This is a genomic window from Paraburkholderia translucens, from assembly GCF_020881035.1.
GTDB lineage: Bacteria > Pseudomonadota > Gammaproteobacteria > Burkholderiales > Burkholderiaceae > Paraburkholderia > Paraburkholderia translucens.
In genome coordinates this window covers 276,729-293,273 of the sequence record NZ_JAJITC010000003.1, presented here as the reverse complement: position 1 = coordinate 293,273, position 16,545 = coordinate 276,729, and the positions used below count along the sequence as shown (strand labels likewise).

The window sequence follows — 16,545 nt, the reverse complement described above, 5'->3', positions numbered from 1 at the left end:
CTCCTCTTCGTTCACACCCGCCGCTCACTCTCCAGCGAACCGGAGCCCCAACGCCGCGCGCGCCGCGTCGGCCATCGCGATCATCTGCCGCGACATGTCGTGCGGCATCAGCGGACTCTCCAGCCGGCCCGCGCGAATCAGCTCGCAGAAGTGCGCGGTCTCGTAGTTCAAACCACCGCCTTCGAACGGCTCGTCGAGTTCGACGACGCGGCCGTCCGCGTAGCGGATCGTCGCGCGCGACGGGTTCCACCACGGTTCGTGCAGGCTCACGTGACCGCCTTTGGCCATCAGCAGCGCATCGCCCTTGCCGTGCAGGTCCAGCCCGCAGAATAGTTGCGCGATGCCGCCGCGCGCGTGCTGGCTGTTCAGACTCGCGAACGTATCGACGCCGGTCGGGCCGAGCCGGCCGAACGTCTGCACGTCGCGCGGCGCGCCTAGCCAGTCGACCGCCAGAAACATCTCGTAGATGCCGATATCGAGCAGCGCGCCGCCCGCATGCTCGAACGACAGGGACGGATGATCGGCGGGCACGCCCGGCACCGAGCAACCCGCGCGCACGAGGCCGACTTCGCCGATCGGGTCGACCGCGAGGTGCTCGCGCAACTTTCTGTAGAGCGGATAGAACGGCGGCTTCATCGCTTCCATGAAGAGCCGTTGCGAAGCGCGCGCGGCCGCGAGCACGCGCTCGAGCTGCGGGCCGTTGATGCATGCGGGCTTCTCGCACAGCACGTGCAGGCCGGCTTGCATCGCGGCGATCGCATAATCGGCGTGACTGTCCTGCAGCGTCGCGATATAGAGCGCGTCGATGCCGCTCCCGAGCAGCGCGTCGAAGCTCTCGCAGACGCTGCCGCCGAACTCGCCGGCGAACGCGCGTGCCGGTTGCGCACGACGCGACCACAGCGCGGCGAGCCGTGCCTGCGGCACGCAGGCGAGCCCTTGCGCGAAGCGGCGCGCAATGCGGCCGGTTCCGACGATCCCCCAGCGGATCTCGCGCGTCGAAGTGGTGTCGTGCCGATGGGTCGGGTGAGCGTTGGCTGCGTACGGTGCCGCTGTCGTGTCTGTCATCGTGTGCAAAGGTCCATGCGGTTCGGAACAGCCGCTATTGTCGCGCATGCCGAACACGCATGCGGCGAACGCGGCAAACGCGAACCGCCCTTCGCCGCCTGCCCCACCGCCGGGCGCTGACAGATCTGCCGCGCCCGCGCTTACACCCGCGCCGGCGGCTCCGCGGAAAACCGGGCGGCGACCTCTTCGACGCTGTGGTCGATCATCGCGAACGACGCGATCTCGGCCTCCCTGGGATCGCGCCGCTCGATTGCCTCGATGACCCGCTGATGCGACGCAACAGCGGCCTCCCACAGTCCTTCCCGGTCGTCCACGATCGGATTGACGGTCGACAGCGCGCCGCGAATGATCGCCGCCATCTGCTTGAAGAACTGGTTGCCGCTCGCGATCAGGATGCGCGTATGGAATAGTTCGTCGGCTTCCCGATAGCCGGCCTCTCCCGGACGGGCCACGCGAAACGCCTCGAACGCCTCGCGAATCGCCGCGACGTCCGCGGCGCTGCCGCGCGCGGCCGCCTGCGCCGACGCGCGCGGTTCGATCAGGATGCGAAACTCGATGATGTCACGCAGGAACATCGGATCCGGCTTCGCGCGAAAACGCCAGTTGACGACGTCCTCGTCGATCATGCGCCAGTCGCTCATCGGCCGGATGCGCGTGCCGATCTTCGGCCGCACGTCGAGCATGTCACGCGCGAGCAGCATCGACAGCGCCTCGCGCATGACGGTGCGGCTCACGTCGAACTCCTTCGACAGCACGTCCTGCGGCGGCAGTATCGCGCCGTACTTTTCTTCGACGATGCCGGTGACGAGCCCGTCCATCACCTTGCTCACCAGCGAGCGATCCTTGTTTGCGTGTTCCATGGCATATCCCCGAAGCGGTGTTGTCCCCGCGTAGCCTGTTGACTGAAAGGCCCCTACGTATCGTTGTTATGCGAAAAGGATCGTTTTCCGATACGTTGCTAGCTTCGAAACGGATGCGCCAGTTGGGACACTTCCTGACAGGGTTATCCCTCTGAAGAATTGTTTCGTTCCTGTAACGCCGCCTGTTTCGCCTGGGGTCCGAGCTTGCTTTTCAGAGGGTGCCTGCATTGCCGGCTTTCATTTGTGCGACTACGCACGTTACGAGATGAAATTGTCTGACCTGCACGGGGTGGGACGTCCGCGTGCCGGCGCCCACAAACGGGTTACAACAGTTCGAACGTATTGACGAACGATGCGCCGTCGCGCTCGCGGCGCCGCTGACCGAAGCGCACCTGAGCGCCGCGCACTTGCCGCGTGAGACCAATGAACGGCACCCCGTGCTCGAGGTACGGCCCCTGCGTCTTGCGGAAACCGAACTGCTCGTAGAAGCCGCGCAAGCCAAGCGGTGCGCTCACCCGCGTGGCGCGGCCCGGCCAGCGCTCGGCAACCGCATCGAGCACACGTTCAATTAGCATTTCGGCGGTACCGTCGCCGCGCCGCAGCGGGCTCGTCAGCACCTTGTCGATCGTGACTTCCGGATCCTCGGAATCCCCGGGTTGCACCCGCGCATAGGCGAGCACCGGCATCGGCCGCGCCATGTCCTCGACCGCGAACACATGCAACGCCCGTTCGTCGCGACCGTCCGCGTCGAGGCACACATGCGACTGCTCGACGACGAATACCGCGCTGCGCGCCCGCAGCACGACATACAACTCACGTGCTGATAACTGATCGAATTCCAGCGTTCTCCAATTCATCACGCCCCCGGTGGACAGGATTCCCGGCGGAACCGGCGAGGCTTGCCGTACGCGATGGCATCTCGATCCATGACGGTCCCTCGACATGGATGACACGGTACGTGCGCGGAAGATGTGATTCCGTGCGCCATCGCACTGACGCTCCGGATTGACAATTCTTAAATACGAGTCAACCAGGCGCAGCCACCGCATGCGCGCCACGGTCACCGCACCGCCTCGACCGTGGACACAAAAATGACGTGCGGACACCCGTTCGACGTTGGCACTCAGCGGCAGACCTTTGAGCCAAGGGGAAGCATTGCATGAAGACCGCATTGAGACGCATCCTTTCCGAGTCCGCACGCATCGATGTCCCTGTGGATAGCCTTACCGACGACGCCGACCTCTATGCTGCCGGACTCTCATCGCTCGCGACCGTGCATCTGATGCTGGCGATCGAAGATGAGTTCAAAGTGGAAATTCCCGACCGTATGCTGACGCGGCACCTGTTCTCGAGCATCGACTCGATGGCCGCCGCGATAACGGAGTTGCAGCAGACCCAGGCGGCGGCGTGAGCGCCCCGCTGCTGGATCAAGCCACCGCCGAGGCGCGCGCATGAATCCGTGGCGGAGCTCAGGGCCTTCCGGCACGCAATGGCGTGAGCACTTGCCGCATGCGCTGCATCAGGGAGAACGCGTGTGGCAGGAGACCAACTGTCATGTCGATCTGTGGATCGAGTTGCTGCATAGCTTCGGACTCGATCCCTGCGCGGCGCTGGCGTTTACCGTCACGCAGGATTTCGAAGGCGATCAGTTCACGTTCCTCAGGTTTCCACTCGACGATCTCGACCGTCTGTATGGCACCGAGGTGCAGGAGCTCGCGATCTACGACTCGCTCGAAGCACACGTGCTCGCGCAGACGCTGCGCGGACACACCGTGCTCGTCGAAGCGGACCGCTACTATCTGCCCGATACGCGCGCGAACTCGTACCGCAGCCAGCATCGCAAGACCACCATCGGCATCGACTTCGTCGATGCCGCCGCGCGCCGTATCGGCTACTTCCACGACACGGGCTACCACCGGCTCGACGGCGAAGACTACGACGGCGTGTTTCGCAAGTTGCCGCATTTCGCCGCGCAGGCCGATCTGCTGTTTCCCCACGTCCAGTTCGCCAAGCAGGCGCGGCCCGCGCTCGAAGGCAACGCGCTCGCGGATGCGTCGGCGGAACTGCTCTGCGCGCATCTTCAGCGGCGTCCGTTGGTCAATCCAATTTCGCAATGGCGCGCCGCGTTTCCCGCGCACCTCGACGCACTGTTCGATCGCGACGAGGCGTACTTCCATCTGTATTCGTTCAATCTGATGCGGCAGCTCGGGGCGAACTTCGAGTTTCTGTCGAAGTATCTGCTGTGGCTGTTCGCGCAGGGCTTCGATATCCCGCCGACGATACCGGCCGCCGCGCAAAGTATCGCGTCGGAGTCGATGGTGATGCAGTTCCGGCTCACTCGCGCGATCTCGTGCGGCCGTCGCGATACGTGCGCGGACTGCTTCGACGTACTCGAAAGCGCTTATGAAAAGACGCTGTCGCCGCTAGCTGCGCTGGCGCGCTGAGGCATTGTCCAGGCCGTCGGTCCGTGGCGTCCGAACGAGTTGCCCGGCGGCGCGCCGCATGCATGCGACACGATTGATCTGACCAGGCAGCTTCAGGACGACGACGAGGTTGTTTCGTGGGTGTTACGTTTCGTCGATTCCCACGATGTCGATACGTGTCACGCGCCACTTGTTGCGGCGACGGCGTTTCGTCTCTGCGATGGCGCGATGCCGTGCGCGCGATGTCACGATTGCAACGTCATACGATGCCGCCATCGGCTGCAGCCAGATCGTCTTCGAAGCGTTTCATCTGCCCGAGCGTAGTGTGCATGCGATGCTGCCGCTGCTTGCGCTCGCTCCGGCTGCCGATCATGCATGCGGCATTGCAGCAAGAAGTCGTTGCACCGGCATCGAAGGCATCCTTTAAAGCCGCTGAAACATTCGCGGCAGCCACGGTGCAGTCCGTGCGATCCATGCCTTATCCGCCATCTTCTACGGGCGGTGGTCATCCGGTACTAACCACGTGCCTGCGAAACGCGCCAATAGCTCGCTTCGCGCGCCTCGAACTGTCTGCTTGGGCAACTCACTGTTGGCTCGAACGCGACTGTCACCGCCTCTGAAAGGCCTTTCGTTCGGCTGCGTGCATATCGCATTTAACACTTTTGAATCATTTCTGGCACGCCGCGAGGAACCCGTCAAGCCGTGCATGCGGCGGCAGGTTCAAAACTGAGACGGCTTCCACAGCCCCCGGTTTTTGACCGCGAAGCCTTTGATATCAAGGGATTTGCCGAATCCCAAAGTTTTCATGCCATGCATTCTGCGCCGGCCGGGGTTTGCAGAATTGAAACAAAAAGCCATTTTTGGCTTCGCGACGTCCCTGGGGTTTCTTCGCTGCGCCGCATCAGGACGCGTTTCCCCTAACGTTGGCACGGTCCTCGCTATTACCTCTGCGCAACAGAGTGCGACCGCACACGAGCGCAACAACAGAGGCGGCAGCACAGAGGCCTTAAACGGGGCCGATGCCGTTCATCCTAGCTGCTCGCCAGGCAGCCAGTCCCCAGGATGCGGGCATCGGATCAAAGAAACGGAGAAAGTCACGCGACGCGCGACTTTCATGCGAGGACCGATCATGTTGACACTTCAATCCGATCTGCACGGTAACCATCTGCTGGGCGCATTGCCGTCGCACGAATGGCAAGCGCTAGCTCCACACCTCGAACTGGTTCATCTGCGCACCGAGCAACTGCTGTGCGACTCGGGTCAACGGATCCATCATGTGTACTTCCCCACCACCGCGATCATCTCGATGCTCTCGACGATGGAAGACGGCAGCTCCGTCGAGATCGCAGCGGTCGGCCGCGAAGGCATGACCGGCGTGCCGGTCCTCACGGGCGGCGAGACCATGCCGAACCGCGTGCAGGTGCAATGCGCGGGCTTCGCGTACCGGATGAGCGCACAGGCGCTCAAGCAGCAGTTCTCGCGCTCCGACTTCCTGCGCCGCCTGATGCTGCTGTATATGCACGCGCTTCTGACTCAGGTCGCGCAGACCGCCGCGTGCAATCGCCATCACGCGCTCAACAAGCAACTGTGCCGGTGGCTGCTCATCGAAGTGGACCGCGTCGCGTCGAACGATCTGACGGTCACGCAACAACTGATCGCCGACATGCTCGGCGTGCGCCGCGAAGGCATCACCGAGGCGGCCGGCAAGCTGCATGACGAAGGCCTGATTCATCATAGCCGCGGCCATATCAAAGTGCTCGACCGCAAGGGCCTCGAAGCCCGCGCATGCGAATGCTATGGGCTCGTGAAGCGCGAATTCGATCGTCTGCTGCCGCGACTGCGCCAGGCCGAGGCCGTTGAATAAAGCGGCAAGTTGCTCGATGATTGGGTTGATCTGGGCGATGCTCAGGACGACTCCGCGCTGTCTCGGCGCGCTCTTCTTGATCGCGGGCGGCCTGCATCGAATGGATGCGGTGTCGCGTCTGTGATTCGGTTACTCGACGCTGATTTCAGGCGCGCTGATCATCGCGAGCCGCGGCATCATGCACGTCGTGCTGCGCTTCCTACGCCGCGGCATGAACATGCGCACCGTCGCGATCGTCGGCGCGCCGGGCTTTGCGCGCATCGCGGCGCGACCACCAAGATCGAAAGGATGGAAGCACGCGGGAAGTTCGGCCTGTCCTATATCCATAACTGGTCGTTCTGGTTCGACAAGGGCTTTGCCGGTCGCAATGCGTTCTGATAAATGCCCGACCGTCTTTGCGCAAGAACTCGCAGAACCGGCTCACACCTCGCACACGTCGCCACAAATAAAAACGCCAACGCTTGCGGCCCGATCAGCCGCAAGCGTTGGCGCACAGGGAAAACCACGGCGGCAAACCACGTCCTCCAACGGTTCGCCGCTCCAGGACCCCTCTACAGGAACACGCTGACGTCGGTCTGAAACCGCACCGCGAGCGCTTTGGCGACTTTCTTGCTGATCGCGCGGCGCCCCGCGAGAATATCGCTGACGACGGTCGGCGATGCGATGCCGGCCAGATCCTTCTGCTTGAGCCCATGCGTGATCAGCAAATGGCGCAGCACTTCGCGCGGCTCCGCTCTCGGAACCGTCAGGTTGCGCGCTTGCCAATGAACGATCAATTCCTTCACGATCGCGTGCAGATCGGCGAGTGGATCGTTGTCGTTGCCGCTCAGATGATCGGACAGCGAGTTGGCAACGCGCACCATCTGCTGATAATCCTGTTCGGTGCGAATCGGCGTGATCGGCAACTGGCTTTGCAGCGAAGCCCAGGTTGCGGAGATGTCGGGAAAGGGTCCCGGAAGGCGATCGGCATTCATTTGTTTAGATTTGTCCTCGTCCAAAAGCCGCCTGCGCGTTCATCGATGACGCGCGACGACTGCCTGTTGTAGTGAATCGCCGTTGCACGCTGAACTGCCGGCACGGCGAACATCGCAGTGAGGCAGTCCTGCGGACACGATAGCGAACGTCTGCTTCAGGTCGTTATGGCCACGCGAGGCATGCTGCGCCGACGAATGACTCGCCCGTAACGCGTGACGCGCACCCCGATTTCGTTTTTTAGGTCCAACCTTACCTGCTTGACGAGGGCCCGCCGCAGCGGGCCTTGCACGCGCGGCGCGTATCGAGCGATACGCGCTGCCCACGCAAAGCGCGAAGCGCACGCGCCCACACCAACAGCCGCCCGGACGCGTTGGTCAGAACGGCTCCTTACTACCCGTTGCAAAATCACTGCACGACTGCGAAAAAAACCTTGGCCTCTCCTTTCTGAAACATCGCGTGGCGAGAACCGCGAACGAGCCTCGCCTCAGTGCTCCCACCTGCTTTTCGGCGCGGCGTCGTCGGCCCAGCCGAATTCCCGGGTTAAGAGATCGGGCTGCGCCCACTCCATCCGATCTGCGAACTCCACCGCCGAGCGGCGCCGACCATCCGCCGAAATCGTGCGCGTGACCTCGGCCATGAACGCGCGCCGGAATACCCGCGCCGAAAACCGCTCGGCATTCGCGCGACAGGCCGCCGGCGTGATGTACGCGCTCAGCCGCTCGAAGCGATCGATCGCATCGAGCATCGACACGACCGTCTGGCGCGTGAAGAAAACGCCGGTAGGATGCGGGTCGCCGACCGGCACCACCGTTTCGAGCGCGCCGCCCTTGCCGAACGCAATCACCGGTGTGCCGCAGGCCTGCGCTTCGAGCGGCACGATGCCGAAATCCTCCTCGGCGGCAAACACGAAGGCACGCGCGCGTGCCAGATAGTCCTTCAATACGTCGAACGGCTGAGAGCCGAGGATCGTCACGTTCGATCCGGCCTTCGCGCGAACTGACGCCATCTGCGGCCCATCGCCAATCACGATCAGCTTGCGCTGCGGCGTGGCGCTGAACGCCTCGACGATCAGATCGATGCGTTTGTGCGGCACCATCCGCGACACGGTCAGATAAAAATCGTCTTTCTCGGTGCGCAATTCGAACTCGTTCACGTCGACGGGCGGCGGGATCACCGCGGCATCGCGCCGATACGTTTTCATCATGCACCGCGCGACGGATTGCGAATTCGCGATCAATCGATCGACCCCGTTCGAGGACTGCGCATCCCAGCCGCGCAGATAATGCAGCATCACACGCGCGGCCCACGACTTCGGCCCGCTCATCAGATTCGCTTCGCGCAGACACTGATGCTGCAGATCCCACGCGTAGCGCATCAGCGAATGCACGTAACTGATGTGTGTCTGCCCGGGACCGACCATCACGCCCTTTGCGACCGCGCGAGAACTGGTGATGATCAGCTCGTAGCTCGACAGATCGAACCGTTCGACGGCGAGCGGCATCAAGGGCAAATACGCGCGATAGCGAGTGCGCGCAAACGGCAAACGTTGAATGAACGACGTGGTGACCGGCTTACCTGCAACCGGCTTGCGATCTTCGAGAAAATCGACGACGCTGAAAAGATCGGCGTCGGGAAAGCACTCGATGATCTGCTCGAGCACTTTCTCGGCGCCGCCGGCGGCGACGAGCCAATCGTGCACGATCGCCACTTTCATATTCCGCTCCGCCCGTCAGAAAACGCCGCATGGCCTTGGAGAAGAGTGTATGTGCCGCGTTCCTGGCTGTGCGTGCGCGTGCCCACATTCGACGTACGAGAGTGCGCGAATAATTCAAAGCGTCCGTTCGCCGCTGCGAATGCGCGGCTTCATCCGTTCGCTTTGCGCTGAGCCCAACGCCTGACGCATAAAAAAACGCGAGTGAGCCGTTGGAACGGCTCACTCGCGTCACAGCGAATGCAAACGCAGTCCGCTTAATTCTGGCCGTACGTGATCGTCTGGACGCCGGTGTCCGTGCCGAGCAGACAGAGGTTCGCTCCGCGGACCGCGAACAGGCCGACCGTCACGACGCCGGGCCACGCATTGATATGCGCTTCCAGCGTGCGCGGGTCGCTGATGCTCAAGCCCTTCACGTCGATGATCTCGTTACCGTTGTCGGTGATGAACGGCACGCCCTCTTTCGTCACGCGCACGACGGGCACGCCGCCGAGCGCCGTCACGCGACGGCCGATCGCGGTGCGCGCCATCGGCACGACTTCGATCGGCAGCGGGAATTTGCCGAGCGTCTCGACGACCTTGCTCGCATCCGCGATGCAGACGAACACCTCCGACACCGACGCGACGATCTTCTCGCGCGTGAGCGCGCCGCCGCCGCCCTTGATCATCGCGCCGCTGCGATCGATTTCGTCGGCGCCATCGACGTACACCGGCAGCGAATCGATTTCATTCAGATCGAGCACCTTGAAGCCGTGCGATTGCAAACGCGCGGTCGTGGCGAGCGAACTCGACACCGCGCCGCGATAGCGGGATCGGGTGGCGGCCAGCGCGTCGATGAAGCAGTTCGCGGTGGAGCCCGTGCCGACACCGATCACCGAGCCTTGCGGCACGTTGGCGTTGACGTAATCGGCGGCGGCCTGGCCAACCAGTTGCTTGAGTTCGTCTTGAGTCATGGCAGAGGCGGGAGAAGCGTGAAAAACCCGTAGTTTACCGGAGTGGCGCGCAGAGAGCGGGGTTTGGATGGACCGGTGCCGCGGACGGCGCTGGTTTGCCGGACAGCATTGGAGACATATCGCCGAGGATTCTGGAATGCCGCGGGAGAATCATGGAGATGCTGAACAATCGGCAAAGCAAAGCGCCCGGAACCACAACCGCGTCCCGGGCGCCAACCGATCTGCCGACAGCAGGAGCGACGATCACAACTACTTCTTCACCGCCCTTTGCCGCACCGCCTCGAACAGGCACACCCCGCTCGCCACGGACACATTCAAACTCTCCACCGTCCCCGCCATCGGAATGTGCATGACGACATCGCAGGTCTCACGCGTCAGACGCCGCATGCCCTCGCCTTCGGCGCCCATCACGAGCGCCACCGGCCCATCGAGTTCCGTTTCGTAGACACTTTTCTGCGCGTCGCCAGCCGTGCCGACCACCCAGACACCCGCGTCCTTGAGCTCGCGCAGCGCGCGCGCCAGATTCGTGACCGTGATGTACGGCACGGTGTCGGCGGCGCCGCTCGCCACCTTCGCTGCGGTCGCGTTCAATCCCACCGCGCGATCGCGCGGCGCAATCACCGCATGCGCGCCGGCCGCGTCGGCGACGCGCAGGCAAGCGCCGAGATTGTGCGGATCGGTCACGCCGTCGAGCACCAGAATCAGCGGTGAGCCGCTGATGCCGTCGAGCAATTCTGCGAGATTCTGCGCGAGCGGCAGATCGCCCGCGCGCGCGACCACACCCTGATGACGTTCCGTTCGCGCGAGGCCCCACAGGCGCGTTTCGTCGGCGGCGATCAGACGCACGCCCGCGTCCTTCGCGGCCTGCAGGAATTCGGTCATACGACGGTCCTTGCGCGTCGCGTCGTAATAGACATCCTCGACCGTCGACGCATCGTGCCGGATACGCGCGGTCACTGCGTGGAAACCGTATAAAACCTTGTGACGTGCCATGACTGAACAACCTTTGATTGGGCGCGCATTCAACGCGCGCCGCAGTGATGAATATGAAACCGAAAGGCAGACCGCGCGCAACCGGCACCTGTTCACGTGCCCGTTGCGCGCGGTCCCGGCGCTGCGACAGCCTCAGCGCTTCTTGCGTGCCTGCTTGGACGCCGCCTTGCTCGCAGCACCATGCTTCTTCGCCGCGCCACGCGCCGCGCGCGCTTCCTTGACCGCCGCGCTCTGCGCGGGCGCGGCCTTCTTGTGCCGCGGACCCGGCACTGACGCGCCGCGTTCCGCCGGCGGCAATGCGCGCACGCGTGCGCCAGCGCCTTCGCTCCTGTCCGCCGCGATGCCGCGTGCCACGGGCGGCTTGATCGGCGTATCGCGCACGAGGCGGAAGTCGATCTTGCGCGCGTCGAGATCGACGCGGCTCACCTGCACGCGCACACGATCCGATAGCCGGTAGCGAATGCCGGTGCGCTCGCCGCGCAGTTCGTTCTTGATCTCGTCGTACTGGAAATAGTCGGAGCCGAGTTCGGTCACATGCACGAGACCTTCGATGAACAGCGAATCGAGTTGCACGAAAATGCCAAACGACGTGACGCCGTTGACCATGCCGCCATATTCCTCGCCGAGCTTGTCGCGCATGAAATAGCACTTGAGCCATGCTTCGACGTCGCGCGATGCTTCGTCCGCGCGGCGCTCGTTTGCCGAGCAATGCAGCCCGAGCTCTTCCCAGATCGCCACGTTGTTCCCGCGAGCGCGTGGGCCGCGCTTTTCCTCGTCGGCCTGCTGCATCGCGCGGGCGCGCGGCGACAGCGCGGTATTCAGCTCGACGCCGTCCGGCGGCTGAGGGTGATACTTGCGGCCTTGCAGGATCGCGTAGATCGCGCGATGGGTGAGCAGATCGGGATAGCGTCGAATCGGGCTCGTGAAGTGCGCGTAGGCCTCGTAGGCGAGACCGAAGTGGCCGATGTTGTCGGGGCTGTAGACCGCCTGCTGCATCGAGCGCAGCAGCATCGTCTGCAGCATCGACGCGTCGGGCCGGTCGCGGATCTGCGCCATCAATGCAGCGTAGTCGCTCGCGTGCGGCGAGTCACCGCCACCGAGCGTCAAGCCCATACCGCGCAGGAACGTGCGAAGGTTCTCGAGCTTTTCCGCGCTGGGGCCCGCATGCACGCGGAACAGGCCCGGATGCTTGTGGCGCTTGAGAAAGTCCGCGGCGCACACGTTCGCGGCCAGCATGCATTCCTCGATCAGCTTGTGCGCGTCGTTGCGCGTGCGCGGCACGATCTGCTCGATCTTGCCCTGTGCATTGCAGACGATGTACGTCTCAGTCGTATCGAAGTCGATCGCGCCACGCTTCTGGCGCGCCGCGAACAGCGCCTTGTAGACGCCGTACAGATTCTGCAACTGCGGCAACAACGCGGCGCGACGGGTCGCTTCCGGGCCCTTGGTGTTCGTCAGCACCGCGGCGACTTCGGTGTAGGTCAGCCGCGCGGCCGAATGCATGACACCCGGATAGAACTGATACGCCTTCACGTCGCCGCGCGCGGTGACGATCATGTCGCACACGAGCACGCAGCGGTCGACTTGCGGATTCAGCGAGCACAATCCGTTCGACAGCTTCTCCGGCAGCATCGGAATCACACGGCGCGGGAAATACACCGACGTGCTGCGCTCGATCGCGTCGGCGTCGAGCCCGCTTTGCGGATGCACGTAGTGCGACACGTCGGCGATCGCGACGATCAGGCGGAAACCGTCGCCGCGGCCGACTTTCACCGGCTCGCAATAGACGGCGTCGTCGAAGTCGCGCGCGTCCTCGCCGTCGATCGTGACGAGCGGCACGTCGCGCAGATCGACGCGATGGCGGATGTCGGCCGGGCGCACTTCGTCGGGCAGCTTCGCCGCTTCGGCGAGCGCGGCCTCGCTGAACTCGTGCGGCACGCCGTACTTGCGCACCGCGATTTCGATTTCCATGCCTGGGTCGTCGATATCGCCCAGCACTTCCACCACGCGGCCGAGCGGCTGCGAATGACGGCTCGGGAAATCGGTCAGCTCGACCACCACGACCTGGCCGACCTTCGCCTTGCGGGTGTTCTGCGTGATCAGGATGTCGTGGCCGATGCGCTTGTCTTCGGGCGCGACGATCAGCGCGCCGTTCTCGTTGAGCAGACGGCCGATCACGCGTTTGTTCGCGCGGTCCGTGACCTCGACGATGTGCCCTTCCGGCCGCCCGCGCCGGTCATAACCGACGATGCGCGCGAGCACGCGGTCGTTGTGCATCACCTTCTGCATCTCGCCGTTGGGCAGGAACAGGTCGTCCTGGCCGTCGTCGCGAATCAGGAAGCCGTAGCCGTCGCGATGGCCCTGCACGCGGCCCGCGACGAAGTTCGACGGATGGGTCAATTGATAGAGGTTGCGCTGATCGAGCCGGATCTGGCCGTCGCGCTCCATTGCGCCGAGACGCTTGAAAAATCCTTCGCGCTCCTGGCGCTTGATCGACAGGGCTTCGGCGATGTCGTTCGCGGCAAGCGGCGTTTCACTCGTGCGCAGCACGCCGAGGATTTCTTCGCGGCTTGGAATCGGATACGGAAATTTGCTCAAGGGCTTGTCGATGATTTTTTCTCGTTGCATGGACGTCGGTCGGCGATGTGGTCCGGCCTGGAGGGCGTTTGCGTAATGCGCGCAGTCGCGCTCGGTTGCATCTGCAGCGCGGCGGCGCTGCCTCGGTCATTGCACCTGCTGCTTCTTGCTCTACTGCGATTGCACCGGAAACTGCCGGGGTCGAGCTCGTTCAACGCCGGGGCGACGCACGTATTGCCGAGCACACCAGGACACTCGCGCCGGGACCCCGGATGTGCATCGTGCCAACGAACTACTGCGAGGCATTCTAACACCCGTGTGGCGCGCCACGCGGGCCTGTGGCGGTCGTTTGGCCGCGTAGTGCGCGGACTCCCCGCGGGGGTGGATCGGCTTTGGCAAATCGCTTGACAGGTCGGAACCGGTCGCTATAATGGCGGTCTTTGCTGTTCATCACCTGCCCAGGTGGCGAAATTGGTAGACGCACTAGGTTCAGGTCCTAGCGGTGGCAACACTGTGGAGGTTCGAGTCCTCTCTTGGGCACCAGATTCAAAATAGAGCCGCCTTCTGGCGGCTCTATTTTTTGTGCAACACCCGGCGATCGATCGATGCTGTTTGCGTTTCGATTACCGGATGAGCAGGACGGCGGTCCGGTAGCGATTGCATCACCTCGTCGCTGCGCGTTCAACCGGGCGGATGATAAAGACAGGTTTGTTTGAAGCAGGGATTGACAAACTTAATCATCTTGCTAAAATAGCGGTCTAGCTTGAAGACGTGCCCAGGTGGCGGAATTGGTAGACGCACTAGGTTCAGGTCCTAGCGGTGGCAACACCGTGGAGGTTCGAGTCCTCTCCTGGGCACCACAAGTTGTTCCGGCGTTAGCCGAAGTAGTTCGAGAAACCCCGTAAGATCGAAGTCTTACGGGGTTTTTTGTTTTTGTCGTTCACCTTTCTCATACCCGCCTGCCAAAGCATCGGCCCACTGCTATAGCGCAAACAACTGCCCGAGTTGCGGCTCGCTATCGCGCACGCCAGCAAGCCGTAACGCATGCCAGGCCATTGCGAAGTTGCTCGATATCACGGGCTTGCCTGTGGTCTCCTCCAGGTGCGGAATCAACGCGGCAACCCGCAGGCTCGTGCAGGAGACGAACACCGCGTCCGCATCGGCGTGGCGCGCCAGCTGTTCAATCGCCGCGCGTATTGAAGACGCATCGATGCGGGCAACCGCGTTGTCGTCTGCATGCTCGAACGACGCGATGCGGGTCACGGCAACACCGCGTGCCTCGATGTAGTCGCGCATGAAGTCGTTGATGGACCGGATATACGGTGTCAATAATGCGACGCGCCGCACCTGTAGCACGGCAAGCGCGGCGAGCGCAGCCGTGATCGGCGTCGTGCAGGCGATGCCGGGACGCGCCTCGCGTGTGCGGCCAAACACGGGCTCCTCGCCGATCACCATGGACGCAGACGTGCAGCCGAACGCCACGACGTCGAGCCGCTCGCCGGGCAGAAGCAATCCAACCGCGGGCGCGATGCGCGACTCGATTTCCGCTAGCCGGGCCGGCGTGATATCCGGCGAATTCTGCAAGCGGCTTTCATAGAAGGCTACGCCGTCCTGCCGCAGCAGTTGACGCCATTCATGTTCGATCGTGTGGTCGGTGGCCAGCACGACGAGGCCGATCGCCGCGCGACTCGCGATGCCGTCGTCGAGCGTGAATTCGAGCTTCGTGTAGGCGTCGTGCCGCAGTGAGGTCGTGCTCATTTCATCGTCATCCCTGTCAGGCCCAGCTCGGGTGGGCGTCCCGCCATGATGTCGGCGAGCAGTTTCGCGGTACCGCAAGACATCGTCCATCCCATGTGGCCGTGACCCGTGTTCAGAAACAGATTGCGGTGGCGCGTGCGGCCGATCAGCGGGGTGCCTTCAGGCGTCATCGGACGCAGCCCCGCCCAGTAGCTCGGCTTCGTGTAGTCCGCGCCGTCGGGAAACAGCTCGCGCGCCGTGCGCAGGATCGGCGCGAAGTCAGCGGGCGTGTGGCGTGTGTCATAGCCTGCAAATTCGGCCGTCGCGGTAAAGCGAAGCCGCGCGCCGAAGCGCGCCCACGCAACGAGATGGTTTTCATCCACGCCACCGATCTGCGGGGGACGGTGTTCCGCTCCGGCGGGAAAGGTTGCCGAGTAGCCCTTGACGGGATAGACGGCGAGCCGGTAACCGAGCGGGCGCGCGAGAATCGGCGAATACGAGCCGAGCGCGAGCACGTAGTCGTCGCCGGCGATCAGGCCCGCCGGCGTGCGAACACCCGTTATTGCATCGCCCGCCGCTTCGAGGCGGCTGATCGGGGTGTCGAACATGAAGCGCACGCCAAGCCGCTCGCAGACTTTCTGCAGTTCGCGGGTGAACTGGTAGGCATCGCCGCTCTCGTCAGTCGGGCAGTAAATCGCGCCGGCAATCGTGTCGCGCGCATGCCCGAGCGCCGGCTCGCGCGCGAGCGCCTGCGCGGTGTCCAGCGTTTCGAGCGGCAGGCCATTGTCGACGAGGATCGACATGTTGGAGCGGCCGCGTTCGAACGATGCCGCGTCACGATAGAGATACAGCAGGCCGCGGCGGATCCCGTCGTATTGCAGTTGCTCCCTTGCGCTCACCTGCCGCAGCTGATCCTGAGCGTAACGGCACAGCCTGACCTTGCGCGTAGTGTTTTCGCGCGAGCGCGCGGCGGTGCAGTTGCGCAGGAATAGCGCGCACCAGGCCCACATGTGCGGATCGGCGCTCAAGCGCAGACGCAGCGCCTGTCCTTCGACGAACAGCGATTTCAGCAGGATCTTCGGTGCGCGCGGCGAAGCCCACGTGTACGAATGCCCCGGCGCGACGAGTCCGGCATTCGCAAAGCTGGTTTCGAGCGCAACGCCCGGCCGGCGATCGAGCACGGTGACGGCGCGACCGTCCATCGCGAGGTAGTACGCGGTGGTGACGCCCGCAATGCCCGCGCCAAGCACGATGCTCGTCATGCGCGCCCCCCTGCTGTCGTTGACAAAATATTAGTCCGTAGCCGCTTTTGCGGGGGTTTTATACGCGCATACCCTATAACGGTCAGGCGTTCTTCGAGTTCTATCATTGAGGAGGCATTCTTGTG

General features: G+C 63.6%; 14 protein-coding genes, 2 tRNA genes and 1 pseudogene. 6 read left to right on the top strand and 11 right to left on the bottom strand.

Annotated features, from left to right (window positions below):
• Positions 1-24: 24 nt before the first annotated feature.
• The 3 genes from LJ655_RS06855 to LJ655_RS06845 form a co-directional block, all read right to left on the bottom strand.
• Positions 25-1,065 (bottom strand): Gfo/Idh/MocA family protein, encoded by a 1,041-nt coding sequence (locus tag LJ655_RS06855; protein ID WP_230560505.1) that lies wholly within the window; start codon positions 1,063-1,065, stop codon positions 25-27.
• A 140-nt stretch (positions 1,066-1,205) separates the two neighbouring features.
• Complete coding sequence (locus LJ655_RS06850; protein ID WP_230560504.1) at positions 1,206-1,925, bottom strand: FadR/GntR family transcriptional regulator; 720 nt, start codon at positions 1,923-1,925, stop codon at positions 1,206-1,208.
• A gap of 323 nt (positions 1,926-2,248) precedes the next feature.
• Entirely contained in the window at positions 2,249-2,782 is a 534-nt protein-coding gene (locus tag LJ655_RS06845; protein WP_230560503.1) for a GNAT family N-acetyltransferase, read from the bottom strand.
• A 302-nt stretch (positions 2,783-3,084) separates the two neighbouring features.
• On the opposite strand from LJ655_RS06845, the gene LJ655_RS06840 reads away from it, so the two are divergent.
• Together LJ655_RS06840 and LJ655_RS06835 are read left to right on the top strand one after the other, a co-directional pair.
• On the top strand, positions 3,085-3,336 hold the full coding sequence (locus LJ655_RS06840; protein ID WP_230560502.1) for an acyl carrier protein: 252 nt from the start codon (positions 3,085-3,087) through the stop codon (positions 3,334-3,336).
• 40 nt (positions 3,337-3,376) lie between these two features.
• The gene (locus tag LJ655_RS06835; protein ID WP_230560501.1) at positions 3,377-4,369 is read left to right on the top strand and encodes a DUF1839 family protein; all 993 of its coding nucleotides are present in this window, start codon (positions 3,377-3,379) and stop codon (positions 4,367-4,369) included.
• A 238-nt stretch (positions 4,370-4,607) separates the two neighbouring features.
• Here the strand turns inward: LJ655_RS06835 and LJ655_RS06830 are convergent, their stop codons facing one another.
• Positions 4,608-4,823, bottom strand: coding sequence for a hypothetical protein (locus LJ655_RS06830; RefSeq protein WP_230560500.1), 216 nt, complete (start codon positions 4,821-4,823; stop codon positions 4,608-4,610).
• A gap of 654 nt (positions 4,824-5,477) precedes the next feature.
• Between LJ655_RS06830 and LJ655_RS06825 the strand changes: the two genes are divergently transcribed.
• Both LJ655_RS06825 and LJ655_RS06820 read left to right on the top strand, forming a co-directional pair.
• The gene (locus LJ655_RS06825; protein WP_230560499.1) at positions 5,478-6,212 is read left to right on the top strand and encodes a Crp/Fnr family transcriptional regulator; all 735 of its coding nucleotides are present in this window, start codon (positions 5,478-5,480) and stop codon (positions 6,210-6,212) included.
• 76 nt (positions 6,213-6,288) lie between these two features.
• Positions 6,289-6,471 (top strand): annotated as a pseudogene (locus tag LJ655_RS06820) (undecaprenyl-phosphate glucose phosphotransferase); the annotation flags it as partial.
• A gap of 292 nt (positions 6,472-6,763) precedes the next feature.
• Here the strand turns inward: LJ655_RS06820 and LJ655_RS06815 are convergent.
• From LJ655_RS06815 to rnr, 5 genes are all read right to left on the bottom strand, one after another.
• A complete protein-coding gene (locus tag LJ655_RS06815) occupies positions 6,764-7,186 on the bottom strand; it encodes a helix-turn-helix domain-containing protein (protein WP_230560498.1) in 423 nt (140 codons plus the stop codon).
• A 485-nt stretch (positions 7,187-7,671) separates the two neighbouring features.
• On the bottom strand, positions 7,672-8,901 hold the full coding sequence (locus LJ655_RS06810; RefSeq protein WP_230560497.1) for a glycosyltransferase: 1,230 nt from the start codon (positions 8,899-8,901) through the stop codon (positions 7,672-7,674).
• Between the two features lie 254 nt (positions 8,902-9,155).
• Entirely contained in the window at positions 9,156-9,851 is a 696-nt protein-coding gene (gene rpiA, locus LJ655_RS06805) for a ribose-5-phosphate isomerase RpiA (protein WP_230560496.1), read from the bottom strand.
• A 249-nt stretch (positions 9,852-10,100) separates the two neighbouring features.
• Positions 10,101-10,844, bottom strand: coding sequence for a 23S rRNA (guanosine(2251)-2'-O)-methyltransferase RlmB (rlmB, locus tag LJ655_RS06800; RefSeq protein WP_230560495.1), 744 nt, complete (start codon positions 10,842-10,844; stop codon positions 10,101-10,103).
• A 132-nt stretch (positions 10,845-10,976) separates the two neighbouring features.
• Positions 10,977-13,472, bottom strand: a complete 2,496-nt coding sequence (gene rnr, locus LJ655_RS06795; RefSeq protein WP_230560494.1) for a ribonuclease R — start codon at positions 13,470-13,472, stop codon at positions 10,977-10,979.
• Between the two features lie 405 nt (positions 13,473-13,877).
• On the opposite strand from rnr, the gene LJ655_RS06790 reads away from it, so the two are divergent.
• Both LJ655_RS06790 and LJ655_RS06785 read left to right on the top strand, forming a co-directional pair.
• Positions 13,878-13,964, top strand: a tRNA-Leu gene (locus tag LJ655_RS06790).
• A 230-nt stretch (positions 13,965-14,194) separates the two neighbouring features.
• Positions 14,195-14,281, top strand: a tRNA-Leu gene (locus LJ655_RS06785).
• Between the two features lie 121 nt (positions 14,282-14,402).
• Here the strand turns inward: LJ655_RS06785 and LJ655_RS06780 are convergent.
• A complete protein-coding gene (locus LJ655_RS06780; protein WP_230560493.1) occupies positions 14,403-15,179 on the bottom strand; it encodes a maleate cis-trans isomerase family protein in 777 nt (258 codons plus the stop codon).
• Positions 15,176-16,420, bottom strand: coding sequence for a D-amino acid dehydrogenase (locus LJ655_RS06775; protein ID WP_230560492.1), 1,245 nt, complete (start codon positions 16,418-16,420; stop codon positions 15,176-15,178). The genes LJ655_RS06780 and LJ655_RS06775 overlap by 4 nt, the downstream gene beginning before the upstream one ends.
• Positions 16,421-16,545 lie beyond the last annotated feature (125 nt).